General features: G+C 59.8%; 21 protein-coding genes and 1 pseudogene. 12 read left to right on the top strand and 10 right to left on the bottom strand.

Annotated features, from left to right (window positions below; genetic code table 11):
- Nucleotides 1-52 precede the first annotated feature (52 nt).
- The 3 genes from AC1RP7_RS07030 to secB are packed head-to-tail and all read left to right on the top strand — an operon-like array spanning nt 53 to nt 1,264.
- Nucleotides 53-466 (top strand): rhodanese-like domain-containing protein, encoded by a 414-nt coding sequence (locus tag AC1RP7_RS07030; RefSeq protein ID WP_008047735.1) that lies wholly within the window; start codon nt 53-55, stop codon nt 464-466.
- A 1-nt stretch (nt 467) separates the two neighbouring features.
- Complete coding sequence (grxC, locus tag AC1RP7_RS07035; protein WP_008047737.1) at nt 468-722, top strand: glutaredoxin 3; 255 nt, start codon at nt 468-470, stop codon at nt 720-722.
- A 56-nt stretch (nt 723-778) separates the two neighbouring features.
- On the top strand, nt 779-1,264 hold the full coding sequence (secB, locus tag AC1RP7_RS07040; protein WP_057397192.1) for a protein-export chaperone SecB: 486 nt from the start codon (nt 779-781) through the stop codon (nt 1,262-1,264).
- Between the two features lie 116 nt (nt 1,265-1,380).
- Here the strand turns inward: secB and trmL are convergent, their stop codons facing one another.
- Nucleotides 1,381-1,836: a tRNA (uridine(34)/cytosine(34)/5-carboxymethylaminomethyluridine(34)-2'-O)-methyltransferase TrmL gene (gene trmL, locus AC1RP7_RS07045; RefSeq protein ID WP_090452600.1), complete on the bottom strand. Its 456-nt coding sequence runs from the start codon at nt 1,834-1,836 to the stop codon at nt 1,381-1,383.
- Here trmL and AC1RP7_RS07050 point away from each other — a divergent pair.
- Complete coding sequence (locus tag AC1RP7_RS07050; RefSeq protein ID WP_340312484.1) at nt 1,835-2,275, top strand: hypothetical protein; 441 nt, start codon at nt 1,835-1,837, stop codon at nt 2,273-2,275. The two genes, trmL and AC1RP7_RS07050, sit on opposite strands and share 2 nt — an antisense overlap.
- 556 nt (nt 2,276-2,831) lie before the next feature.
- Here AC1RP7_RS07050 and ntrC read toward each other — a convergent pair.
- The 6 genes from ntrC to glnA form a co-directional block, all read right to left on the bottom strand.
- On the bottom strand, nt 2,832-4,268 hold the full coding sequence (gene ntrC, locus AC1RP7_RS07055; protein ID WP_046040882.1) for a nitrogen regulation protein NR(I): 1,437 nt from the start codon (nt 4,266-4,268) through the stop codon (nt 2,832-2,834).
- Nucleotides 4,265-5,350 carry a nitrogen regulation protein NR(II) gene (glnL, locus tag AC1RP7_RS07060; protein WP_057712404.1) on the bottom strand — a complete coding sequence of 362 codons (1,086 nt, stop codon included), beginning with the start codon at nt 5,348-5,350 and terminating at the stop codon, nt 4,265-4,267. The genes ntrC and glnL overlap by 4 nt, the downstream gene beginning before the upstream one ends.
- Before the next feature lie 227 nt (nt 5,351-5,577).
- Entirely contained in the window at nt 5,578-6,198 is a 621-nt protein-coding gene (locus AC1RP7_RS07065; protein WP_057712403.1) for a DUF4124 domain-containing protein, read from the bottom strand.
- Complete coding sequence (locus AC1RP7_RS07070; RefSeq protein WP_493181516.1) at nt 6,195-6,710, bottom strand: DUF4124 domain-containing protein; 516 nt, start codon at nt 6,708-6,710, stop codon at nt 6,195-6,197. The genes AC1RP7_RS07065 and AC1RP7_RS07070 overlap by 4 nt, the downstream gene beginning before the upstream one ends.
- 25 nt (nt 6,711-6,735) lie before the next feature.
- Complete coding sequence (locus AC1RP7_RS07075) at nt 6,736-7,158, bottom strand: cupin domain-containing protein (RefSeq protein WP_340312476.1); 423 nt, start codon at nt 7,156-7,158, stop codon at nt 6,736-6,738.
- Between the two features lie 178 nt (nt 7,159-7,336).
- The gene (gene glnA / locus AC1RP7_RS07080; RefSeq protein ID WP_008002929.1) at nt 7,337-8,743 is read right to left on the bottom strand and encodes a type I glutamate--ammonia ligase; all 1,407 of its coding nucleotides are present in this window, start codon (nt 8,741-8,743) and stop codon (nt 7,337-7,339) included.
- Nucleotides 8,744-9,071: 328 nt separating this feature from the next.
- Here glnA and thiI point away from each other — a divergent pair, with 328 nt between their 5' ends.
- Complete coding sequence (gene thiI, locus AC1RP7_RS07085; RefSeq protein ID WP_057712400.1) at nt 9,072-10,526, top strand: tRNA uracil 4-sulfurtransferase ThiI; 1,455 nt, start codon at nt 9,072-9,074, stop codon at nt 10,524-10,526.
- Between the two features lie 139 nt (nt 10,527-10,665).
- On the top strand, nt 10,666-12,486 hold the full coding sequence (gene typA, locus AC1RP7_RS07090; protein WP_057712399.1) for a translational GTPase TypA: 1,821 nt from the start codon (nt 10,666-10,668) through the stop codon (nt 12,484-12,486).
- Nucleotides 12,487-12,705: 219 nt separating this feature from the next.
- Here the strand turns inward: typA and AC1RP7_RS07095 are convergent, their stop codons facing one another.
- Nucleotides 12,706-13,143, bottom strand: a complete 438-nt coding sequence (locus tag AC1RP7_RS07095) for a YkgJ family cysteine cluster protein (protein ID WP_007970630.1) — start codon at nt 13,141-13,143, stop codon at nt 12,706-12,708.
- A gap of 255 nt (nt 13,144-13,398) precedes the next feature.
- Here AC1RP7_RS07095 and AC1RP7_RS07100 point away from each other — a divergent pair, with 255 nt between their 5' ends.
- From AC1RP7_RS07100 to AC1RP7_RS07120, 5 genes are all read left to right on the top strand, one after another.
- On the top strand, nt 13,399-15,849 hold the full coding sequence (locus tag AC1RP7_RS07100) for a glycogen/starch/alpha-glucan phosphorylase (protein ID WP_493181517.1): 2,451 nt from the start codon (nt 13,399-13,401) through the stop codon (nt 15,847-15,849).
- A 290-nt stretch (nt 15,850-16,139) separates the two neighbouring features.
- Nucleotides 16,140-19,346 carry a DUF2339 domain-containing protein gene (locus AC1RP7_RS07105; protein WP_493181518.1) on the top strand — a complete coding sequence of 1,069 codons (3,207 nt, stop codon included), beginning with the start codon at nt 16,140-16,142 and terminating at the stop codon, nt 19,344-19,346.
- Nucleotides 19,343-20,716 carry a DUF3999 domain-containing protein gene (locus AC1RP7_RS07110; protein WP_493181519.1) on the top strand — a complete coding sequence of 458 codons (1,374 nt, stop codon included), beginning with the start codon at nt 19,343-19,345 and terminating at the stop codon, nt 20,714-20,716. The genes AC1RP7_RS07105 and AC1RP7_RS07110 overlap by 4 nt, the downstream gene beginning before the upstream one ends.
- Nucleotides 20,717-20,946: 230 nt before the next feature.
- Nucleotides 20,947-21,957 carry a class 1 fructose-bisphosphatase gene (locus AC1RP7_RS07115; protein WP_150811990.1) on the top strand — a complete coding sequence of 337 codons (1,011 nt, stop codon included), beginning with the start codon at nt 20,947-20,949 and terminating at the stop codon, nt 21,955-21,957.
- Between the two features lie 3 nt (nt 21,958-21,960).
- Nucleotides 21,961-22,563: a DUF924 family protein gene (locus AC1RP7_RS07120; RefSeq protein ID WP_493181520.1), complete on the top strand. Its 603-nt coding sequence runs from the start codon at nt 21,961-21,963 to the stop codon at nt 22,561-22,563.
- A gap of 117 nt (nt 22,564-22,680) precedes the next feature.
- Here AC1RP7_RS07120 and AC1RP7_RS07125 read toward each other — a convergent pair whose 3' ends face one another.
- Together AC1RP7_RS07125 and AC1RP7_RS07130 are read right to left on the bottom strand one after the other, a co-directional pair.
- Entirely contained in the window at nt 22,681-23,445 is a 765-nt protein-coding gene (locus AC1RP7_RS07125) for a methyl-accepting chemotaxis protein (protein ID WP_493181618.1), read from the bottom strand.
- A gap of 93 nt (nt 23,446-23,538) precedes the next feature.
- Nucleotides 23,539-24,573 (bottom strand): annotated as a pseudogene (locus AC1RP7_RS07130) (HAMP domain-containing protein); the annotation flags it as partial.
- A 281-nt stretch (nt 24,574-24,854) separates the two neighbouring features.
- Between AC1RP7_RS07130 and AC1RP7_RS07135 the strand changes: the two are divergent.
- Nucleotides 24,855-25,109, top strand: coding sequence for a hypothetical protein (locus AC1RP7_RS07135; protein WP_007975531.1), 255 nt, complete (start codon nt 24,855-24,857; stop codon nt 25,107-25,109).
- The last annotated feature ends 2 nt before the right edge of the window (nt 25,110-25,111 follow it).

Genomic DNA, 25,111 nt, shown 5'->3' on the forward strand with positions numbered 1-25,111 from the left:
CATAGTGGCTGTGTATACTGGCCGACATTTTAACGCCCTGGAACCTCCTTCGATGGTTGCTAACCTGATTCAATTTGCCACTAACCACTACATTCTCGTCGGTATTTTCGTCGTACTGCTGGCGTTGCTGATTGCCTATCAAATGCAGGGCGGCGGCCGTAGCCTGAGCACCGGCGAACTGACCGGGCTGGTCAACAAGGACGCAGGTGTAGTGATCGACATTCGTCCGACCAAGGATTTCGCCGCCGGTCACATTGTCGGCGCGCTGAACATCCCTCAGGACAAACTGACCGCACGTGTAGGTGAGCTGGAAAAGCACAAGGCCAAGACCATCATCCTGGTCGACGCCATGGGCCAGACCGCCGGCACCCACGCCCGCGAATTGATGAAATCCGGCTTCACCGCCGCCAAGCTGTCCGGCGGTATCTCCAGCTGGAAAGCCGACAATCTGCCGCTGGTGAAGTGATATGAGTAGCGTCGTCGTCTATTCCAGCGATTACTGCCCTTACTGCTCGCGAGCCAAGTATCTGCTCGAGAACAAAGGTGTGGCCTTCGAAGAGATCAAGGTCGATGGCAAGCCGCAGGTGCGCGCTGCGATGGCCCAGAAGGCCGGGCGTACGTCCGTGCCGCAAATCTGGATCGGCAGCACCCACGTGGGCGGTTGTGATGATCTGTTCGCCCTGGAGCGTGCCGGCAAGCTCGACGCGCTGCTCAGGGCCTGACGGCAATACCCCAAACAAGCAAACCTAAAAGAACCCTGGATCAAGAAGGATCTGCGATGACTGACCAACAGAACACTGCTGCGAACGAAGAAGAAACTGCACCGCAATTCTCCTTGCAGCGCATTTATGTGCGTGACCTGTCCTTCGAAGCTCCGAAAAGCCCGGCGATCTTCCGCCAGCAGTGGGAGCCGAGCGTCGCTCTGGATCTGAACACCCGTCAGAAGACGCTGGAAGCCGACTTCCACGAAGTCGTGCTGACCCTGTCGGTTACCGTGAAAAACGGTGACGAAGTGGCGTTCATCGCTGAAGTGCAACAGGCCGGGATCTTCCTGATCAAGAACCTGGATGACGCTTCGATGAGCCACACCCTGGGTGCGTTCTGCCCGAACATCCTGTTCCCGTACGCTCGCGAAACCCTGGATAGCCTGGTGACCCGCGGTTCGTTCCCGGCACTGATGCTGGCTCCGGTGAACTTCGATGCGCTGTATGCGCAAGAGCTGCAACGCATGCAGGCTGCTGGCGAGACTCCGACCGTTCAGTAAAAGCGTTTCAATACTGTGGGAGCGAGCTTGCTCGCGATGAGGTCACCAGCTTCAACATCAATGTTGACTGATGCACCGCCATCGCGAGCAAGCTCGCTCCCACATTTTTTTGGGGGTTACTTGAAGTCGTTCTGACGCCAGGCTTCGTAAACGGCCACCGCCACGGTATTGGACAGATTCAGGCTGCGGCAGCCCTCGCGCATCGGCAGGCGCAGGCGTTGCTCGCCGGGCAGGGCATCCAGCACTTCGGCGGGCAAGCCACGGCTTTCCGGGCCGAACAGGAATGCATCGCCCGGGGCGAAGCTGGCATCGTGGAACGGCCGCGAACCCTTGGTGGTGAAGGCGAACAGTCGTGGATGGCCGAGGCTCTCCAGGCAGCTGGCAAGGTCCGCGTGGCGTTGCAGGGTGGCATACTCGTGGTAATCGAGGCCGGCCCGGCGCAGGCGCTTGTCGTCCATCTCGAAGCCCAGCGGTTCGATCAAATGCAGGTGGCAGCCACTGTTGGCGCACAGCCTGATAACGTTGCCGGTATTCGGCGGAATTTCTGGTTGGAAAAGGATGACGTGAAACATGCACGGCTCCGAAGGCAAAGATGACGCGCATTCTACGCCGCCAGAAGGCGTGCGTTCGAAACTATTCCTGCGGGTAATGGGCTCGCTGGCGATTGTCGGGGTGATGGTCGGGATGATGATCGGTCGCCTGACCACGCCAGACCCCAGTCAGTTGCAGCAGGTGGAAGTGACGAACGACGGGCTGGTGGTGTGGTTCAACAATGAACCCAAGACCCACGGCGAAATTGTGGACGGCAGTGTCGCGCTGCTGTTTGGCGCCGAGGGCAAGGCGCAGAAAGGTCAGCTCAAGCTCGGCGGCAAGGACGTGAACTGGCGGGTACGTTTGAGCGATGGGGGGTTGTTGCTGACACTGGTAGCGGCCCGGCCCCTGCGGGGCGAATGGGTCGGTAGCGAGGTTGATCACCGCTGGCGGCTGGAGATCCATCTCCGGGAGCAATAAAAGAGGGAATCCCCGGCCTGCCTGTACCAAGGTTCCCGAAACGGGAGGCTCGTCGCGAGTGCGGTGTGAGCCTGGTGTAAAGAAGGAACCCCTGACCTGCCTGTATCAAGGGCCCCAAAACGGCTGGGCTCGTCGCGGGTGCGGTGTGAGCCCGATGTAAAGAGGGGAATCCCCGGCCTGCCTGTACCAAGGTCCCCGAAACCGGGTAGGTGAACTGATTCACTTGAAAGGGTTATTGCAGGGGGCATGCCAGGTTTTAACAGCTTGGAACAAAAAAACGCTTTGAAGCGCTGAAAGCCCCGAAATCTGGGGCTTTTGTGTTTTTGGGTGGCGGGTAGTATCGAGTTTTATGGCGGGGTTTCAGGGCAGTGGTTGTGCGCGATTGCGGTTCACGGTGCATTGCGGCGGTGCACTGATAACCCAAAAAGCATCGCGAGCAAGCTCGCTCCCACAGGGTTCGATGGTGTCTGCACGATCGTGAAAACACCGAAAATCCACTGTAGGAGCGAGCTTGCTCGCGATTGGGCCTAAAGATCAGCGAAGTACTAAAGGCTGTTTAGCCCTCATCCCCCTCATCATCATCCCCGCCATCAACCTTCATCCCCAATTCCTTGATCTTGCGAGTCAGGGTGTTGCGTCCCCAACCCAGCAAGACGGCGGCATCGCGGCGGCGACCGGCGGTGTGCTTGAGGGCGGTCTCGATCATGATCCGCTCGAAGGCCGGTACGGCGCTGTCGAGCAGGCTTGACTGACCACGGGCCAGCGCCTGGTCGGCCCACTGGCGCAGGGCCTGCTCCCAGTTGGTCACGGGCGCCGAGTCCTGAGGCAGGCTCAGCAGCTCCGGCGGCAGGTCACCGATGTGCACTTCGCGACCCGAAGCCATCACCGTGATCCAGCGGCAGGTATTCTCCAACTGCCGCACGTTGCCGGGCCATGGCAAGTTCTTCAGGTATTCCTCGGTTTCGCTTTTCAGCAGCTTCGGTTCGACTGCCAGTTCCTGGGCAGCGCGGCCGAGGAAGTGCTTGGCCAGGGTCGGGATATCTTCGCGGCGATCCGACAGGCGCGGGATATGGATGCGGATCACGTTGAGGCGATGGAACAAGTCCTCACGGAATTTCCCGGCATGCACCAGGGTTTCCAGATTCTGGTGAGTCGCGGCGATGATGCGCACATCGACCTTCACCGGCACGTGACCGCCGACGCGGTAGAACTCGCCGTCGGCCAGTACCCGTAGCAAGCGGGTCTGGGTGTCAGCGGGCATGTCACCGATTTCGTCGAGGAACAGCGTACCGCCGTCGGCTTGCTCGAAACGCCCGCGACGCAGGTTGGCCGCGCCCGTGAACGCGCCTTTCTCGTGGCCGAACAGTTCGGATTCCATCAGGTCTTTGGGGATCGCCGCCATGTTCAGCGCAATGAACGGCGACGCTGCCCGCGGGCTGTGGCGATGCAGCGCGTGGGCCACCAGTTCTTTACCGGTACCCGATTCACCATTGATCAGCACGGTGATGTTGGAGTGGCTCAAGCGTCCGATGGCGCGAAACACTTCCTGCATCGCCGGCGCTTCGCCGATGATTTCCGGGGTGCGGGTCAGGGTCGGGGCAACTTCCAGGCCTTGTTGTTCCTGAGCGTGCTGGTTGGCGCGCTTGACCAGGGAAACCGCTTCATCAACGTCGAACGGCTTGGGCAGGTACTCGAAGGCGCCGCCCTGATAGGACGCGACAGCGCTGTCCAGATCGGAGTGCGCGGTCATGATGATCACTGGCAGCCGCGGGTGCTGTTCGCGAATCCGCGCCAGAAGCTCCAGACCGCTGGCGCCGGGCATGCGGATGTCGGAAATGATCACGTCCGGCTGCTGGCGCGCCAGACGGCTCATCACGCCATCGGCGCTGTCGAAGCTTTGCGTGGTCATGCCTTCCTGTTGCAAGGCTTTTTCCAGGACCCAACGGATAGAACGGTCGTCATCGACGATCCACACGGTTTCACTACGGCTCATGTCGATGTGGCTCCTTGTTCCAGTGGCAGAAAGATCGAGAAGGTGGTGTGGCCGGGGTGGCTGTCACATTCGATCAGGCCCTGGTGCTGGCTGATGATGTTCTGGGTAATGGCCAGGCCCAGCCCGGTACCGTCCGGGCGACCGCTGACCATGGGGAAGAAAATGGTTTCCTGAAGTTCTGCCGGGATGCCCGGACCGTTGTCGATGATTTCGATCTTGGTCACCAGACGATGGCGTACGTGGCCGATGGTGAACTGGCGCATGGCGCGGGTGCGCAGGCTGATGCGCCCCAGGCGCAGTTCGTTCTGGCTGCTGATGGCCTGCATCGCATTGCGCACGATGTTCAGCACGGCCTGAATCATTTGTTCGCGATCGATCAGGACGTCGGGGATGCTTGGATCGTAGTCGCGCACCAAGGTGATGCAGCCCTGGCTTTCAGCCTCCACCAGATGGCAGACACGCTCAAGCACTTCATGGACATTGCACATGGCCAGCGACGGCAGTTTGTTGGAACCGAGCATGCGATCCACCAGATTACGCAGGCGGTCGGCTTCTTCGATGATGACGTTGGTGTAGTCGCGCAGGCTCTCTTCCGGCAGTTCCCGGGCCAGCAATTGTGCTGCGCCGCGAATCCCGCCCAAGGGGTTCTTGATTTCATGGGCAAGGCCGCGCACCAGCATCTTGCTGGTTTCCTGTTTCGACAGTTGTGCTTCTTCTTTGGTGATCCGCAGCAGGCGGTCACGGGGGTGGACTTCGAGCAGCAGCATCGTGTCGCCGTTGCTCAGAATCGGTGTTACTGCGTAGTCGACGGTCAGGGTCTGACCGGTGAGGGCGGTGAGCATGGCTTCGCGCTTGGTGAACGGGTGCGCCTGCTCGACGGCCTGGCGCAACGAGTTCAGCGCTTCGGTCGATTCGGTAAACAACTCACTGATGAACTGCCCATGGCTGCGCTGACCGCTGATGGCCAGCAGCATCTCTGCCGCCGGGTTCATGTACTCGAGGCGCAGTTCGGCGTCGAGCAGGATGGTGGCAGTGGTGAGGTTGTCGAGTAGCAAACGGTGGAGTGCGTCGCTAATGGTCATCGGGACCTCTTTTAGGGCAGAGCGTGCGTAAAAAAATGCTGATACGGGCAAAATGCAAAAACCAAACCAAGGCTCCGAAAAGAAGCGTTCAGCGCCTGAAACAGGCGTTTGACGCTCGTTTACGTGGCGTTCTGCCAGCTATCGCGGGTACTTTCGAACCAAAATGGGTTGGAGTGTGAGTACGGTGCAAACAATTGCACCAATATAGTGCGCAAGCCTGAGCGAGGTTAAAAGAGTCTCAAGAAAGGATTTTTTTCTTCGCCTGGTCTGTCGCTGAGCGGACATTCCGGCCGCTGGCCGTAGTCTTCGAGAGTGCAGGGTTTGATCCTGCGCTTCTGGGCGAGAGACGTGCGCTGCATGTGGAAAGGTTGGTTGGCGGTGCGTTCGACGATGCGCCCCTGTTCGTCGAGGATTTCCACGGACAGGGTATGGCTGCCGCGATCGATGTTGCTCAGCGGGAACACCGGGCTCAGGCCAGGTTCGGCGGTGGGCTGGCCGTCGAGCAGCAACCGGTAGTGGTGACCGGGTTGCAGGGCCGGTTCGTTGGTGGCGCTGACAATGACTTCGCCAGTGTTGCTGCGGATGGTTGCGTCGGGTTCCGGGATCAGGATACGCAGCACCTCATAGTGGAACAGCGCCTGTACTTCAGGACTGCCCTCGGCGATCAACGGTCCTACGCTGGTGGGGTTGGCCGCTATTCGATTGCTCTTTGTCAGCGGTACACGCCGGGCGTCGCCGGGTTTTGGCTGGTCGGTGAAAACCCGGTTGCCCTGAACATCGACATACATGAAGACCTCTGCCGAGGCGGGCTGGGCGATCAGGCAGGCAATCAGTAGCCAGACCTTCAAGGTTTGTGCACCCGCTGTACGGTGAATGTCACCGCAGGGCTCTGCTGCACAACGTTTTCGCCATCGATCACTTGCACGGCGAGGCGGTGTTCGCCGCGATCGATGTTCACCAGTTGCAGGGTCGGCACGTTGCCTGGCTGGCCGTAGGGCTGACCGTCCAGTAGCAGGCGTAACAGGTGGGTGGCTTGCAGGCGCGGTTTGATCAGTACGTTAATCGTGAAGGTGCCATTGTTGGCACGTAACGCTTCTGTGGTGGGCAGGCCGGTGAGTTCCAGTTTTTCGTAGGCTCGGTGGGTCGGCTCGGTGTTATTGCCTGCCAGAGGTTGTGCAGGATCGACGGGCGGTTGACGCTCGATGCTGTTGATCGGTGGCAAATCAACCACCCGGGCGTCAACGCCATCGGGCGGTTGATTGCTGTAGGCGGTATTGCCGGCGGCATCGGTGTATTTGTAGATTTGGGCCATCACAGGAGAAATGAAGGACAGCAGTAGAAGTAATAAAAGTGGCCGCATTCGGACTCCCTGTGTGAAGCAAAGACTACTCCGCCAATGGAATACCTTCGCTGCCAGCATAGAACACAACAAGTTCTACCGGTTCATCGCCGGTGACTCCGCGATGAGTGATATTGACCATTTCGGCCAGTGCTTCGCCTTGTTTGACGCGTCTGGTCTGGCCGCTGTTCCTGTCCTCGATCGTTAACTCGCCTGAGAGGATGTAGCCCGCGTTGGGAATGGGATGGGTATGCCAGGGGAGTTTGGTATTGGCAGGTATCGTGAGTTTGAGCACTGTCAGCTCGGGCACGGCATCCGGGTAGCGAATGTAAGGTGTGCCATCCCACGACTTGCTGCTTTGAAGCAGGATTTCCCGTTCGATGTCTGTCGATGGGGAAATTGTGGTGCAGCCTAGAAGGGCGAGGGCGGTGAGAGCGGCCAGTAGCGTCTTGAGTGGGAAAATTTTCATCATTCCATCCGTTGATTGCAGGTAGAGAACAGCCTACGAGTCATTCAGATGGGTTGATGCCGGACGATGCTGTGTGTGCCCGAAGAGATGTCTAACTTTATTGTCGGAAGTTGCCTACAAAAAAGGCCTCCCGAAGGAGGCCTCTTTTTGTCACGCCGCGTGCCGCGGCGCTACCGGATCAGCAGCTGTAGTACAGCTCGTATTCCAGTGGGTGTACGAAGGTACGTACCTTGATTTCTTCTTCGCTTTTCAGGGCGATGTAAGCGTCGATGAAGTCGTCGCTGAAAACGCCGCCTTTGGTCAGGAACGCACGACCTTTGTCCAGCTCTTCCAGGGCTTCTTTCAGGCTGCCGCAAACTTGTGGGATCTCTTTGGCCTCTTCAGGCGGCAGGTCGTACAGGTTTTTGTCAGCGGCGTCGCCAGGGTGGATCTTGTTCTGGATGCCGTCCAGGCCAGCCATCAACAGTGCGGCGAAGCACAGGTACGGGTTGGCAGCCGGATCCGGGAAGCGTGCTTCGATACGGCGGGCTTTCGGGCTCGACACGTAAGGAATACGGATCGAAGCGGAACGGTTGCGAGCCGAGTAGGCCAGCATCACTGGAGCTTCGAAGCCTGGAACCAGACGCTTGTAGGAGTTGGTCGCCGGGTTGGTGAAGCCGTTCAGGGCCTTACCGTGCTTGATGATGCCGCCGATGAAGTACAGGGCGGTGTCGGACAGGCCGGCATAGCCTTCGCCAGCGAAGGTGTTCTTGCCATCTTTCCAGATGGACATGTGCACGTGCATACCCGAGCCATTGTCGCCGTACAGAGGCTTAGGCATGAAGGTCGCGGTGCGGCCGTAGGCATCGGCAACGTTGTGCACGACGTACTTCAGGGTTTGGGTTTCGTCGGCTTTCTTCACCAGGGTGTTGAACTTGACGCCGATTTCGTTCTGGCCGGCAGTCGCCACTTCGTGGTGGTGAACTTCGACGGTCAGGCCCATTTCTTCCAGTGCGTTGCACATGGAGGTACGGATTTCGTGGTCGTGGTCGAACGGCGGAACCGGGAAATAGCCGCCTTTGACGCCTGGACGGTGGCCTTTGTTGCCGCCTTCGATGTCCTGGTCGGACATCCACGAACCTTGTTCAGAGTAGATCTTGAACATGGAACCGGAAATGTCGGACTTGAACTTCACCTGGTCAAAGATGAAGAACTCTGGCTCAGGACCTGCGTATACGGTGTCACCGATAGCGGTGGCTTTCAGGTGCTCTTCGGCGCGCTTGGCGATCGCACGTGGGTCGCGGTCGTAGCCTTGCATGCTCGAAGGCTCGATGATGTCGCAGACCAGGATCAGGGTCGGTTCTTCGGTGAACGGATCCAGAACAGCGGTGGAGTCGTCCGGCATCAGGATCATGTCGGAGGCTTCGATGCCTTTCCAGCCGGCGATGGAGGAGCCGTCGAACATTTTGCCGACTTCGAAGAAGTCGTCATCCAGCGCATCGCGAGCCGGCATGGTCACGTGGTGCTGAGTGCCTTTGGTGTCCGTGAAGCGCAGATCAATCCACTTGACGTCATGATCTTTGATGAGTTGAACCGACTTCGACATAGTGTCCTCCGGGTGTATTAGGGCTGGTAGTGGATGCCCTTAAATGTTTGTGATGCCGGCGCGAATACTCTGCCAAGGCAACCTGCCTCACAAGGGAGCAAATTGCATGCCAGTGCCCCAGCATGGATTTTTTGCCCCAAAATCACGCTTGAGAGGGCGTTTTGCCCTTTAAAGCAGAAAAGCTCGCCCTGTAATGTGGCGCCATATCCAATAAGTGACCTGTTTTGGTGCATGCAAAACCTTCTGCACATTAACTGGTTAAACCTTGAGCAATTTCCGCTATAATCCGCGCCCCCCTTTTTCGGCAGGCCATGCGCGCGCTGTTTCCATGAAATTAATCGTAAAAGTCTTCCCCGAGATCACCATCAAGAGTCGACCTGTCCGGACGAAATTTATCCGCCAGTTGGCCAAAAACATCCGCGCCGTGCTCCGTGATCTGGACCCGGCCGTGGTGGTGAACGGCGTGTGGGACAATCTCGAGCTGGAAACCCGTGTTACCGACCCGAAAGCCTTGAAAGAGATGGGTGAACGCCTGACCTGCATGCCGGGCATCGCGCACTTTCTGCAGATCGACGAGTACCCGCTGGGCGACTTCGACGACATCACCGAAAAGTGCAGGCAGCACTACGGCGATGCGCTGGCCGGGAAAATTTTCTCGGTGCGCTGCAAGCGTGCGGGCAAGCACACGTTCAGCTCGATGGACGTCGAAAAATACGTCGGCAGCAAGCTGCGTCGCGAGTGCGGCGCAGCCGGGATCGACCTGAAAGCGCCGGAAATCGAAGTCCGGATCGAAGTTCGCGACCAACGGTTGTTCGTGATCCACAGCCAGCACAACGGCATCGGCGGATATCCGCTGGGCGCGCTGGAGCAGACCCTGGTGCTGATGTCCGGTGGCTTCGACTCCACCGTGGCGGCCTACCAGATCATGCGCCGCGGCCTGATGGCGCATTTCTGCTTCTTCAATCTGGGCGGACGTGCCCACGAACTGGGCGTCATGGAAGTCGCGCATTTCATCTGGAAGAAGTACGGCAGCTCCCAGCGCGTGCTATTTGTCAGTGTGCCGTTCGAAGAAGTGCTGGGCGAAATTCTCGGCAAAGTCGATAACAGTCATATGGGCGTAGTATTGAAGCGTATGATGTTGCGCGCTTCCTCCCAAATTGCCGATCGACTGCACATCGACGCACTGGTCACCGGTGAGGCGATCTCCCAGGTGTCGAGCCAGACGCTGCCGAACCTGTCAGTGATCGACTGCGTGACCGAAAAGCTGGTACTGCGCCCGCTGATCGCCAGTCACAAGCAGGACATTATCGACACGGCAATCGAAATCGGCACCGCCGATTTCGCCCGGCACATGCCGGAATACTGCGGCGTCATCTCGGTCAATCCGAAGACCGCGGCCAAGCGCTATCGCGTCGAGCATGAAGAGAAAGAATTCGATATGGCGGTACTCGAGCGTGCGCTCGAAAACGCCAAGCTGGTGCCGATCGATCGCGTGATCGATGAACTGGGCCAGGACTTGCAGATTGAAGAAGTCAGCGAAGCGCTGGCCGGTCAGATCGTCATCGACATCCGTCACCCGGATGCCGCTGAAGACGACCCGCTGGATCTCGCTGGCATCGAGGTACAAACGATGCCGTTTTATGCAGTGAACGCTCGTTTCAAGGAACTGGACCCTACTCGCCAGTACCTGCTGTATTGCGACAAAGGCGTGATGAGTCGCCTGCATGCCCACCATTTGCTCAGTGAGGGGCATGCCAATGTGCGCGTTTATCGACCGAGCTAAGTGCCCGGGGCTGTTTGCCTGTGGCCTGCGTCACCGGCCCCCCGATGCCACCGTCAAGCTGTAACGGCTTTCACGGACGCTACTGTTAATCGCTGCCAAGACTTGTCAGCACACCGAATCCTCTGATCGAGATACACAAGTGATCGAAAATCTACGCAACATCGCCATCATTGCCCACGTTGACCATGGTAAGACCACCCTGGTAGACAAACTCCTGCGTCAATCCGGCACCCTGGAGCGCAACGAGCTCAACGACGAGCGCGTGATGGACTCCAACGACCAGGAGAAAGAGCGCGGTATTACCATTCTGGCGAAAAACACCGCCATCAACTGGAACGGCTACCACATCAACATCGTGGACACCCCGGGCCACGCCGACTTCGGCGGCGAAGTTGAACGCGTAATGTCGATGGTCGACTCCGTTCTGCTGCTGGTTGACGCTCAAGACGGCCCTATGCCGCAAACCCGTTTCGTGACCAAGAAGGCTTTCGAAGCCGGCCTGCGTCCGATCGTGTGCATCAACAAGGTTGACCGTCCAGGCGCGCGTCCGGACTGGGTTCTGGACCAGATCTTCGACCTGTTCGACAACCTGGGTGCCACCGAAGAACAGCTGGACTTCAAAGTCGTCTACGCCTCGGCCCTGAACGGTATTGCCGGTCTGGACCACACCGAAATGGCTGAAGACATGACCCCGCTGTACCAGTCGATCGTCGACAACGTACCGGCGCCGGCTGTTGACCGTGAAGGTCCGTTCCAGATGCAGATCTCCGCACTGGACTACAACAGCTTCCTGGGTGTTATCGGTGTTGGCCGTATCGCTCGTGGTCGCGTCAAGCCGAACACCCCGGTTGTGGCTATCGGTGCCGACGGCAAAAAGCGTAACGGTCGTATCCTGAAGCTGATGGGTCACCACGGTCTGCACCGCATCGACGTTGAAGAAGCTGCAGCAGGCGATATCGTGTGCATCAGCGGTATGGACTCGCTGTTCATCTCCGACACCCTGTGCCACCCGGACACGGTCGAAGCGATGAAGCCGCTGACCGTCGACGAGCCAACCGTTTCCATGACCTTTCAGGTAAACGACTCGCCATTCTGCGGTAAAGAAGGCAAGTTCGTGACTTCCCGTAACATCAAGGAACGTCTGGACAAAGAGCTGCTGTACAACGTTGCACTGCGCGTTGAAGAAGGCGACTCGGCTGACAAGTTCAAGGTTTCCGGCCGTGGCGAACTGCACCTCTCGGTACTGATCGAAACCATGCGTCGCGAAGGCTTCGAAATGGCTGTAGGCCGTCCGGAAGTGATCATCCGTCTGGTTGACGGCGTGAAGCACGAACCGTTCGAAAACGTCACCATCGACCTGCCGGAAGAATCCCAGGGCAAGGTGATGGAAGAGATGGGCCTGCGTAAGGGCGACCTGACCAACATGGTGCCGGATGGCAAGGGCCGTGTACGTCTGGAATACAACATCCCTGCTCGCGGTCTGATCGGTTTCCGTAACCAGTTCCTGACCCTGACCAACGGTGCTGGCATCCTGACCTCGATCTTCGACCGTTACGACGTGATGAAGTCCGGCGACATGTCCGGCCGTCAGAACGGCGTTCTGGTTTCGGTTGAAACCGGCAAGGCACTGACCTACTCCCTGGAAACCCTGCAGGCGCGTGGCAAGCTGTTCGTAGAACACGGTCAGGAAATCTACAACGGTCAGATCGTTGGTCTGAACAGCCGTGACAACGACCTGGGCGTTAACCCTACCAAGGGCAAGAAGCTCGACAACATGCGTGCTTCGGGTAAAGACGAAACCATCGCTCTGGTTCCACCTGTTCGCTTCACCCTGGAACAGGCTCTGGAATTCATCCAGGACGACGAGCTGTGTGAAGTAACTCCTAAGTCCATCCGTCTTCGCAAGAAGATCCTGGACGAAAGCGAGCGTACCCGCGCTGCCAAGAAAGCCAAGGCATAAGATTTAGCCCTGGCTGAACGAAAACGCCCCCGGTCGAGAGACCGGGGGCGTTTTTGTTTGTCTGGGATTTATGCGGTGTTTGTTCGGGCCTCATCGCGAGCAAGCTCGCTCCCACAGTGTTCGAGGTGAACCACAAATTGTGTGAACACCACAGAACCCCTGTGGGAGCGAGCTTGCTCGCGATGGCGGCCGATCAGCCGCCACGGGTTTCAGGAAATATCAGAACCGCTCAATCGACCGCGAATTCCGCTCGCGCTCCACTTCTTTTGGCTTGTACGCGCAATACCCCGGCCGCGGGCCGATTTTCGGGTGATTGCGGCAAGTATCCGGGCGCTTATCATAAATAGTGCACAGACGGCTCTTACGATCCAGGTACAGGCAATCGTTGTTGCTCATGCGCTGGAGGGTAAAGATCCCTGACTTCTGATTGAAGCGTTCGACCAAGCCTTCCTTTTGCAGGCGCTTGGCGATGTTCTTCGGCGGATCACCCAGCTCGAACTCATCGACCACGCCGATGCGGATCAGATCCTTGATCTTGACCTCGACGGGCAGGGTGCAGCAGCTGGACATGCACGAGCCGCACATCGGGGCAGAGTACTTGGCCCAGGTATCGAGGCGGTCGATCTCTGCGGCAGCGATCAGGTTCGGCTTCATCATCGTTTGTTACCAGCGTGTGCATCAGGGCGCGCGATCATACCGGGACTGGTGGATTTTTGAACAACCTTTCGCCAGATTTTTTCACGGCCGACCAATAAACCGCTAATCCGGCACGGCCCCTGCATTGAATCAGGTACACGACAATGTATTGCCGACCCGATTCGCCCTTACAGGAAAAACTGCCGAACCAGAGCCTCTACCGCCTGTCAGACCGTCTAGGCTCAGACAACTCCAAGCTCGCTCGAGGTCCTATCGATGACTCAAGAACCACTTGTTCGCGAAGCAGAGGTGGCCGCATTCCGCGACGCCGTCTTGACCAAACTCACTTATGCAGTGGGTAAAGACCCGGATCACGCCTTCGACCACGACTGGTTCGAAGCCATTGCCCTGGCCGCGCGGGATCACATGGTCGAGCACTGGATGGACCACACGCGGCAGATCTACCGCAAAGGTCAGAAGCGCGTCTATTACCTCTCCCTGGAATTTCTCATCGGTCGGCTGTTGTTCGACAGCCTGAGCAATCTCGGCCTGCTCGACGTGGCCCGCGAAGCCCTGACCGAACTCGGCGTCGACCTTGAGCGCATCCGCATGCTGGAGCCCGATGCGGCCCTGGGCAACGGCGGCCTCGGGCGTCTGGCGGCGTGTTTCCTGGAAAGCATGTCGACCCTCGGCATCGCCGGTCATGGCTACGGCATCCGCTATGAGCACGGGTTGTTCCGCCAGGCGATTGTCGATGGCTGGCAGCAGGAGCAGACCGAACACTGGCTGGATTTCGGCAACCCGTGGGAGTTCGAGCGGCCGGAAGTGGCTTACACCATCGGTTTCGGCGGCGGTGTCGAGACCCTGACCGACGACACCGGCAAATCCCGACAAGTCTGGTCCCCGGCGGAAACCGTGCGGGCGATTGCCTACGACACGCCGGTGGTCGGCTGGCGTGGGGCGAGCGTCAACACGCTGCGCCTGTGGCGTGCCCGGGCGATGGAAGATCTGCACCTGGAGCGTTTCAACGCCGGCGACCACCTGGGCGCCGTGGCCGAAGTGGCCAGGGCCGAAAGCATCTCCCGGGTGCTGTACCCGGCGGACAGCACCGAGGCCGGCCAGGAGTTGCGCCTGCGCCAGGAGTACTTCTTCGTCGCCGCCTCATTGCAGGATCTGTTGCGCCGCCATCGCAACATGCACACCTCGGTGCTGACCCTGGGCGATCACGCGTCGATTCAGCTCAACGATACTCACCCCTCGATTGCCGTGGCTGAACTGATGCGGCAACTGGTCGACGTGTATGACGTGGCGTGGGATGCCGCGTGGCAGGTCACCGTCGATACGCTGTCCTATACCAACCACACATTGCTGCCCGAAGCGCTGGAAACCTGGCCGGTCGGCTTGATGGAACGCATGTTGCCGCGGCACATGCAGATCATTTACCTGATCAACGCCCACCACATCGACTCCCTGCGGGCCAAAGGCATTCACGACTTCGACGTACTGCGCGCGGTGTCGCTGATCGAGGAAGACAACGGTCGCCGGGTGCGCATGGGCAACCTGGCGTTTCTCGGGTCCCACAGCATCAACGGTGTGTCCGGGCTACATACGCAGCTGATGCGTCAAACGGTGTTCTCCGAACTGCACAAGCTCTACCCGGAGCGGATCAACAACAAAACCAACGGCATCACCTTCCGCCGCTGGTTGTATCAGGCCAACCCCGAGCTGACCTCGATGCTGGTCGATGCCCTTGGCCCCGAGGTGCTGGACAACCCGGAAGAGCGTTTGCTCGCCCTTGAACCGTTCGCTGAGAAAAGTGCATTCCGCAAGGCGTTTGCCGAGCAACGCCTGCACAGCAAGAAAGCCTTGGCGTACCTGATTCATGAGCGACTGGGCGTGGCGGTCAACCCGGCGGCGATGTTCGACGTGCAGGTCAAGCGAATCCACGAGTACAAACGCCAGTTGCTCAACCTGATGCACACTGTGGCGTTGTACCAGGCAATTCGCGCGGAGCCTGAAATCGACTGGGTGCCACGGGTGAAAATCTTCGCCGGCAAGGCAGCCGCGAGCTATCACCAGGCCAAACTGATCATCAAGCTGACCAACGACATCGCCCGGGTGGTGAACAACGACCCGACCGTGCGCGGCTTGCTCAAAGTGGTGTTCCTGCCCAACTACAACGTCAGCCTGGCGGAGAGCATCATTCCGGCGGCGGATTTGTCCGAGCAGATCTCCACCGCCGGGTTCGAAGCCTCTGGCACCAGCAACATGAAATTCGGCCTGAACGGCGCGCTGACTATCGGTACCCTGGATGGGGCCAACGTGGAAATGAGCGAGCGCATCGGCACCGAGCACATGTTTATCTTTGGTCTCAGCGCGCAGCAGGTGGAGGCGCGCAAACAGAATCATGAGTTCAGCGCGGTGCCGGATATCGCCGCGTCCCATCGTCTGAACGATGTGCTGCAAGCGATTCGTGGTGGGGTGTTCTCGCCGGACGATCCGTCCCGTTACGCCGGATTGATCGATTCGCTGGTGGACTACGACCGCTTCCTGGTCTGCGCCGACTTCGATTCCTACTGGCACGCCCAGATGCGCGTCGAAGCCCATTGGCACGATTCGAAGGAGTGGTGGCGCTCGGCGGTGTTGAACACGGCGCGGATGGGCTGGTTCTCGTCGGACCGGACCATTCGCGAGTACGCCACGGAAATCTGGAAGGCACTGGAGTAGTTTTCAGCCAGAACTGCGAGCAAGGCCCGGTTGTTGACGGGCCGGGTCGATATACTAGGCGCTGGATTACCGGGCGGCAGGGTTGATCAGATTCTGAACACACCACAATCCCTTGTGGGAGCGAGCTTGCTCGCGATAGCGCACTGACATTCAACATTAATGCTGAATGTTATGGCCTCATCGCGAGCAAGCTCGCTCCTACAGGGGGTTGTGGTGTTTTCGCACTAGACTGATCAGACACTGTACCGCTTGGACTTGCCTCATGATGGGGCCGCTTAGGGATATCGACCATGCAATGGATGTTCATGCTGATAGGGCTGGTGCTCGGCTGGATACTCGACGAGTCATTCAGCGATGCGCTGCTGGGCGCGTTATTCGGATTGGGTATCGGCCAGGCCCTTCGCATGGCTCGCATGGACTCGCAGGCAGTCGAGCAGCAGCGTTTGCTGGAACAGGCGCAGGTAGCGCTGCAGGCGGTCGAGCAACGGCTGGCGCTGCTCGAAGCATCGGGCGTCAAGGCCCCGGAAACCCGCGAGCCACTTGTCTCACCTGAAACCATCCTCGATGAAGCGCCTGCCGCAGCCCCGGAGTTGGTCTGGGAGCTGCCGCCCGAACTCGAGCCGATCGCCGCAGCGGCCACCGAAACCAACCGTTCGCAGCCCGCCGATGCCTGGAAGCCCGAGCCGATCGCTCGCCAGGCACAACCACCTGTCCCTCCGCGCGACCCGAACCTTATCGATCGCGCTATCAGCCGTGCCCGCGCCTGGTTGTTCGGCGGCAATACCGTGTTGCGGGTCGGCGTAGTGCTGTTGTTCCTTGGCCTGGCCTTTTTGCTGCGCTATGCCACCGAAGGCGTGGTGGTGCCGGTTGAGTTGCGGTACGCAGGCGTTGCGGCGGCAGCCTTGGGGTTGCTCGGGCTGGGCTGGTGGTTACGGGCGCGCAACAGCAGCTATGCGTTGATCCTGCAAGGGGCCGGGATCGCCGTGTTGTACCTGACGGTGTTTGCCGCGATGCGCCTGCATCCGCTGCTCGATCCCACATCGGGGTTTGGCCTGCTGGTGGCGGTGACAGTCTGTTCGGCGATTCTCGCCATTACCCAGGACTCCCTGGGGTTGGCCGCCGCTGCCGCACTGGGCGGATTCGCCGCGCCGCTGCTGGCCTCCACCGGCGCCGGCAGCCACGTCGCGCTGTTCAGCTACTTTGCCCTGCTCAACGCCGGCATCTTCGCCATCGCCTGGTTCAAGGCCTGGCGGCTGTTGAATGTCATCGGGTTCAGCGGCACCTTCGGCATCGGTTTCGCCTGGGGCCTGCGTTCCTACTCGCCGGAGCAGTTGTGGAGCACCGAGCCGTTTCTGATTTTGTTTTTCCTGATGTACCTGGCCATTGGTCTGCTGTTCGCCCGGCGCAGGCTGCTGGAAATGAGCGATGCACCGGCAGAGAGCAGTCGCGAATCGCTGCTGCAATGGTCGGCGCGCAAGGGCGACTACGTCGACGGCACGCTGCTGTTCGGTCCGCCGCTGGTGGGTTTCGGCTTGCAGTTCGCACTGGTGCAGCATCTGGAGTTCGCTGCGGCGTTCAGTGCCTTGGCGCTTGGCATCATTTACATGGGACTTGCCCGTTGGCTGATGGCCGGGCGCACGCTGTTGCTGGGGGAAACCTGCCTGGCCTTGGGCGTGATCTTCACCAGCCTGGCGATTCCGCTGGGGCTCGATGCACGCTGGACGACAGCGGCGTGGGCGGTGGAGGGCGCGGGGATCTTCTGGCTCGGCCTTCGCCAGCAAAGGCCCCTGGCCCGGGCGTTTGCCTTGCTCCTGCAACTGGGCTCGGCGCTGGTGTTTCTCAGCGAGCTGCACAACAGCGAGAGCAGCCTGCTCGGTGGTGTACCGCTAGGCGCACTGTTACTGGGCGTTGCGTTGTTGTTCAGCTTCTACCAGTTGCGTAAAGCCTTGCCGGAGCAGATCAGGCCTTGGGAGCTAAAAGGTCTGCCAGTCCTGGCGTGCCTCGGGCTGGCGTTTCTCTATTTGCTGGCGCCGTTGTTTTTCTTCAGCCCCGGCACGGTGATCAGTTGGGCCTTGGCCGGGGCGTTGACGTTGTTGGTTGGCTTGCGCCTGCCATCGCGCGCATTCGTATTCACCGCGCTCGCTGTGCAACTGTTGGGTGGTGCACTGTTCCTGGTGACGGGGCCGCTGTTCAGTGAAGGGCTGAGTCCCTTGGCTCATGCTGGATTCTGGGCGCCGCTGGTGTTGGGGCTGGCAGCGATGGTCGGGGCCTGGCGTTTGCAGATGGGGCATTCGCCCGAAGCATTCGAAGGGCTGAGCCTATTGCGATTGTCCCAGGCGTTGCTGGTGTGGGGCGCGGGCTGGTGGGCGTTGGCCTGGGTCATCGAAGTGCTGCATTTTGCGTCGCTGCCGATGCAGGCGACTTTGTTGTTGAGCATCGCAGCTGTGAGTGTTGCGTTGTGGACGGTGTTGGCGCTGCGCCTGAAATGGCCGTCACTGGGGGTGCTCAGTACGGTGTTGATTCCCGCGGCGGCGCTGGTGCTGCTGGCGGCCTGGCACTCGCGTTACCACCCGGCGGCCGACGTCGGCTGGCTGGCGTGGGCCGCCGTGTTCGTGGTGCATTTCATGTCCCTGCGACGCCTGGCGCCCATGCTGCCAGCACGCGTGACGAGTGTCGCCCATGTGCTCGGCTGTTGGCTGTTGATGGGGGTGCTGGCGCTGGAGCTGCGTTATGGCTTGTTGGTGTTGTCCGAGCAATACAACGCTTGGCGCTGGTTGGGTTGGGCGATTTTGCCAAGTCTGTATCTGGTTCTGATGGCGGCGCCTCGCGCGTGGCCGTGGCCGGTGGCGGCGTACTCGAGGGAATACCGTGTATACGCCGCCGCGCCGCTGGCGTTGCTGATGCTCGGCTGGTTCTGGCTGGCGAATGTCGCCAGTGACGGCAACGCCGAGCCACTGCCCTACGTGCCATTGATCAACCCGCTGGAGCTGGGCCTGTTGTTCGCGCTGTTCGGCATCTATGTCTGGTCCCGCAGCGCCATGACACAACTGGCGCTGTACAAGGATTACGCCGCCATCGCCACGCAAGGGGTCGCAGGTGCCTCGCTGTTCGTGTTCTTTACGGCATTGGTAATGCGTACGGCGCACCATTGGAGCGGGGTGCCGTTCGAGCTGGATCTGTTGTTGGCGTCGATGCGGGTGCAAGCCGGGTTGTCCATCGTCTGGACCTTGATGGCCCTGAGCCTGATGATCGGTGGCCATTTGCGTCGCCACCGCGAAGTCTGGTTGATCGGCGCCGCCTTGATAGGTGTGGTCGTGGCTAAGCTGTTCTTTGTCGAATTGAGTAATCGCGGTGGGCTGGCGCGGATCGTGTCGTTTATCGGTGTCGGCGTGTTGCTGCTGGTGGTGGGCTATTTCGCCCCGCTGCCGCCCAAGCGTGCCGAAGCTGTGCCGGATGTCGAGAAACCGGTCCCGGAATCCGAAGGAGTGTCATCTTGAGTCAGAAGCTGAACCTGGGTTGGCTGGGCGCTGTTGCCATGGGCGTAGTGTTGTCGGCGGTTGCCCAGGAAAAACCGGCGGACTTCACCACCCAAGTGCCTTTGTCGGTGACGGGCGAAGGGCCCTGGTATCGCCTTGAACTGCCCCTGAACATACAACTGAATGCACGGCAGGCCGACCTGAGCGATGTACGTGTGTTCAATGCGGCGGGCGAAGTTCAGGCTTATGCCCTGGCCCGGGAATCGGCGCGGAGCAATGAAGCGCGCACCTTGACCGAGGTGAAATGGTTTCCGCTGTACAACTCGGTGGACGCCACTGAAACCGCGCCGAGCGTGCGGGTGCAATCGAGCACCAACGGCACATTGGTCGAGGTGCAGCCCTCCAGTCAGCTGGAGGCGGGTGAGGAAGAGCTGCGCGGCTGGTTGCTCGACGCTTCGGCTATCAAGGCGCCGTTGCAGCAGCTGGTTCTGGACTGGAGCAGCGAGCGCGACGGCTTCCAGCGTTTCACCATCGAAGCTAGCGACGATTTGCAGCATTGGCAGTTCTGGGGCGAAGGGCAGGTGGCGCGCCTGACCTTTTCCGACGAGCGGGTCGAGCAGCATGAAGTCAACCTGCCGGGCCAGTCGGCACGCTACCTGCGGTTACTGTGGATCACGCCGCATTCGGCACCGACACTGACTTCGGCACAACTACAGAGCGCCAGTACCCGCAGCCTGCCGCTGCCGTTGGTCTGGTCCCAAGGGTTGACCGGCAGCAGCGTGAAGGCGGGTGAATACACCTGGCAGTTGCCGATGGGGCTGAATGTCGAGCGGGTGCAGGTCGAGTTGAGCCAGCCCAACAGCCTGGCGCCAGTGAACCTGGCTGGCCGTCGCGACAGCAGTCTGCCATGGCAGTCGGCGGGCAGCGGTTTGCTCTATCGCCTGGCCCAGAACGGTCAGGATGTGGTGCAAAACGAATTGCAGTTGTCCGGGCAAATCGTCCAGCAATTGAAGCTGACCGTGGACGAACGCGGTGGCGGCCTGGGTGATCGGGTGCCGACGCTGAAGTATGCCGTGCGTGCCACACAACTGGTGTTCCTGGCGCGCGGGCCTGGGCCTTACACGCTGGTCGTGGGGAATTCGACGGCGAAGGCGGCGAACTTGCCGCTGTCGACGCTGATTCCGGATTACAGCCCGGCGAAGCTCGCGACCTTGGGCAGGGCCATTGTGGATGTCGGGGCGGTGGTTTCGAATGCATCGACAGAGAAAACGCTGGCGACGATGGACACCCAGTGGAAGAAGTTCGGCTTGTGGGCGGTGTTGTTGCTCAGTGTCCTGTTCCTGGCGGCGATGGCGTTCAGTTTGCTGCGAAAGCCCTCTGTCAAATCCTGACAATGGATGCTGCGCACCCAATCGCGAGCAGGCTCGCGAAAGCGTTCGTCCAGTCACTGAAAAATACCGAAATGACCGCAGTTCCCAGGCTCACATCCAGTCCATTTCCTACTACGCTCATCCCCGCACATGAACTCTCTTTGGCCGATCACGTCTGATAGGAGGAAATGCGCCCCGACTCGCGTTAAACTGCGCGGGTTTTTAGCCCCCCCATTCCACCGGAGCCTTCCATGTCCCGCGTTACCTTGAGTCGCTATTTGATTGAGCAGACCCGCAGCAACAACACTCCTGCCGATCTGCGCTTCCTGATCGAAGTGGTGGCGCGTGCCTGCAAGGAGATCAACCACGCCGTGTCCAAAGGCGCCCTGGGTGGCGTTCTGGGCAGCATGGGCACTGAAAACGTCCAGGGCGAAGTGCAGAAAAAGCTCGACGTGATCTCCAACGAGATCCTGCTCGAAGCCAACGAATGGGGCGGTCACCTGGCCGGCATGGCGTCCGAAGAAATGGACAATGCCTACCAGATTCCGGGCAAATACCCGAAAGGCGCGTACCTGCTGGTATTTGACCCGCTGGACGGTTCGTCGAACATCGACATCAACGCCCCGGTCGGCACCATCTTCTCGGTACTGCGTTGCCCGAACGAATACCTGAGCCAGAACGAGCCCTTGAATGAAAAGGCTTTCCTGCAGCCAGGCACCCAGCAAGTGGCCGCCGGTTACGCGATCTACGGCCCGCAGACCATGCTGATCCTGACCCTGGGCGACGGCGTGAAAGGTTTCACCCTGGACCGTGAGATGGGCAGTTTCGTACTGACCCACGAAAACATCACCATTCCTGAAACCACCCAGGAATTCGCCATCAACGCTTCCAACCAGCGTCACTGGGAAGCACCGGTACAGCGCTACGTCAGCGAATTGCTGGCCGGCGATGAAGGCCCGCTGAAAAAGAACTACAACATGCGCTGGGTTGCCGCGATGGTGGCTGACGTGCACCGCATCCTGACCCGTGGCGGTCTGTTCATGTACCCGCGCGACAGCCGCGAGCCGTCGAAGCCGGGCAAACTGCGCCTGATGTACGAAGCCAATCCGATGTCGTTCCTGGTGGAACAGGCAGGCGGCGCGTCCACCGACGGCCACCAGCGCATCCTCGACATCCAGCCGGAAGGCCTGCACCAGCGTGTTGCGGTGTTCCTCGGTTCGAAAGAAGAAGTTGCCCGCGTCACGGCTTACCACAAGGAATAAACCATGACCGCGCCCTGGCAGCCGTTGCTTGATTGGTGGTTCGGAAGTTTCGGGTCAGCGAAGGAAGTGGCAGCGCAGAAGGGCAAGTTGTGGTTTGGCAAGCGCGACAGCCAGGACCTCGAAGCGCGTGAGCGTTTCGGGGGCCAGGCCGAGCAGGCACTGGCCGGCGGATTGACCGAGTGGATGCAATGTCCCGAAGGTTGGCTGGCCCTGGTGCTGCTGCTCGATCAAATCCCGCGAATGATCTTTCGCGACACTCCCAAAGCATTCTCCGGCGATTCCCGCGCACAGAAATTGGTAGCCCAAGGTATTGCGGCGGATTTCGATCGCCAGTTGCAGCCGATTCAGCGGGTGTTCATCTATCTGGTGTTCGAGCACAGCGAAAACCTCGCGGTGCAGAACGAAGGCGTCTCGCGCTACATCAAACTGATGGCGCAGCAGCCTGAGGGTGACCGAACGCTGTTTGCCGATTACCTGGATTACGCCGAGCGGCATCAGAGGGTGATTGCGCAGTTTGGGCGGTTTCCCCATCGCAATGCGGTGTTGGGGCGGGAGTCGACGGCCGAGGAACTCGAGTTTTTGTCGAAGCCGGGCTCTCGGTTCTGATTTTTCGTTGTAGCTGACGCCGTCATCGCGAGCAAGCTCGCTCCCACAGGGATCTTAGTTGCACTGGAGATCTACTGTGGGAGCGAGCTTGCTCGCGATGAGGCCGGTGAGGTTGCCTCAGATCCTGAAACTACCCACCAGCTGCTTCAACCGCGCCGCCTGCTGCTCTAGATCGGCACACGCACGCAAGGTCGACTGCAGGTTCTCCACACCTTCCTGATTCAGCGTGTTGATTTCGGTGATGTCGACGTTGATCGACTCCACCACGGCGGTCTGTTCCTCGGTCGCGGTGGCCACCGATTGGTTCATGCCATCGATCTCCCCGATGCGCTGGGTCACGCTGCCCAAGCGTTCACCCGCCTGGTTGGCGATGCCGACGCTGTTTTCGCTCTGGCGCTGGCTGTCGGTCATGATGCCCACCGCTGCCCGGGCACCGACTTGCAGCTCTTCGATCATCGTCTGCACTTGCTGCGCCGAGTCCTGGGTGCGGTGAGCGAGGTTGCGCACCTCATCGGCCACCACGGCAAAACCACGGCCGGCCTCGCCAGCGCGGGCCGCTTCAATGGCGGCGTTGAGTGCCAGCAAGTTGGTCTGCTGGGAGATGCTGGTGATCACTTCCAGGATCTGCCCGATGTTGACCGTGTTGCTGTTGAGGGTCTCGATGTTGCCGCACGAGTCGCTGATCTTGGCCGACAGTTGCTGCATCGCCGCGATGGTTTTATCCACCACCTGTTGACCGTCTTCGGCCAGGCTGCGGGCATCGCTGGAATGTTGCGAGGCGAGGGCGGCGTTCTGGGCGATTTCCTGGGCGGCGGCACCGAGCTGGTTGATCGCGGCGGCCACGCTGCTGGTGCGCGAGGCTTGCTGGTCGGAGTTGAACATCGACGAGTTCGAGGCGGCGACTACCCGCAGCGCCACTTCGTTGACTTGGCCGGTGGCCGAGGATACTTCGATGATCGAGGTATGGATGCGTTCGACGAAACGGTTGAACGACAGCCCCAGCGCGCCGAATTCGTCGTGGCCGTGAATGGTCAGGCGTTTGGTCAAGTCACCTTCGCCTTCGGCGATGTCATGCATGGCGCGACCCATGGTCAGCAACGGTTGCATCAACAGGCTGATCAGCATGCCCAGCAGGGCGATGATGATCACCACCGCAATGACCATGGCGATGATCGCCGAGGTGCGGAATTCGCTGAGCATCGAGAACGCGGTTTCCTGGTCGAGCACCAGCGCTACGTACCAGTCCGCCGATGGCACGCCGTTGACGTGGGTGAAAGAGATGAACTGACGCTTGCCGTCGATCTCGACTTCCTTCATGCCCGGGCTGACTTTCGGCGCACCGTTGGGGTAGGCCTCGGTCAGGTTCTTGAGCACCAGCTTACTGTCCGGGTGAATCAGGATCTTGCCGTCGGCACCGACGATGAACGCATGGCCGTGACCGCCGAAGTTCAGCGAGTTGATGATCGCGCTGACGCTGGACAGGTCGATGTCGGCGCCGGCGACACCGATCATCTGGCCCAGGTGCTGCACCGGGGTGGCGACTGTGATCACCAGCTTGCCGGAGGAGGCGGCGATGTAGGGTTCGGTGACGATGGTCTGTTGCGCACTATTGGCCGCCTTGTACCAGCCACGGGCGCGCGGATCGTAGTCCGCCGCGCGGTTGCCCGCCGGGACCGAGAACATCACGCCGTCGGCGCCACCGAAGTAACTCAGCTGGAAGTTGCCGGTGTAGGCGGGCAGGTCGATGATTCGTTTCAGGCCAGCGGGAGCTTTGCCGTCGGCGTTGATCTGTTGGGCCATCGACTGCAGCAATTGCATGCGGCTTTCCAGCCAGGTCTGGATGTTGCTGGTGGTCAGGCTGCCGAGTTCCTGCATCGAGGCTTCGGTACTGTTGCGCAAGGTTTCGCGTTGGCGATAGTCGTTGAACAGGATGAAACAAGCGAATGCGACGGCCACCACGAGGGCGGCAGCCAGCAATATCTTGTGGCTGAACTTCATGTTTCTGGTCATGGGTGAGCTACCGCAGAGGGGCTGTTCTACAAAATGGGGGAGCAAATGCCACTGACGTGGCTTTGCGTTGCATTTATGTCGACTGAGCGGCGCCAAAGATTAGGCGAATTCTCTGAAAAACGACGAAATGCCCGGTAAACAGGCAAAGTGGCTGATTTTCGGCAAAAGGTAGACGAGTGGCCCGATAAATAGCCTGCCGGGCAGGGAACCTGACAGGGGTTTTCTCTTCTAAGCTTCAGCTTGGCAGCCATGCCAATCCCCTACGCCCCCGGAGTTTCACCATGTCGTTGCGTTCCATCGCCCTGCTTTCATTCTGCGTATTGCTCGCTGCCTGCAGCAAGGTCAATCAGGAAAACTACTCGAAGCTCTCCGCCGGCATGGCCAAGGCCGATGTGGAGACCCTGTTGGGCAAACCCGCCGATTGTTCAGGCGCGCTCGGCATGTCCAGCTGCACCTGGGGCGACAAGAACAGCTTTATCAGCGTGCAGTTTGCCGGTGACAAAGTGCTGATGTTTTCCGGCCAAGGCCTGAAGTAAAC

Source organism: Pseudomonas sp. GW822-FHT01E03 (genome assembly GCF_058802985.1).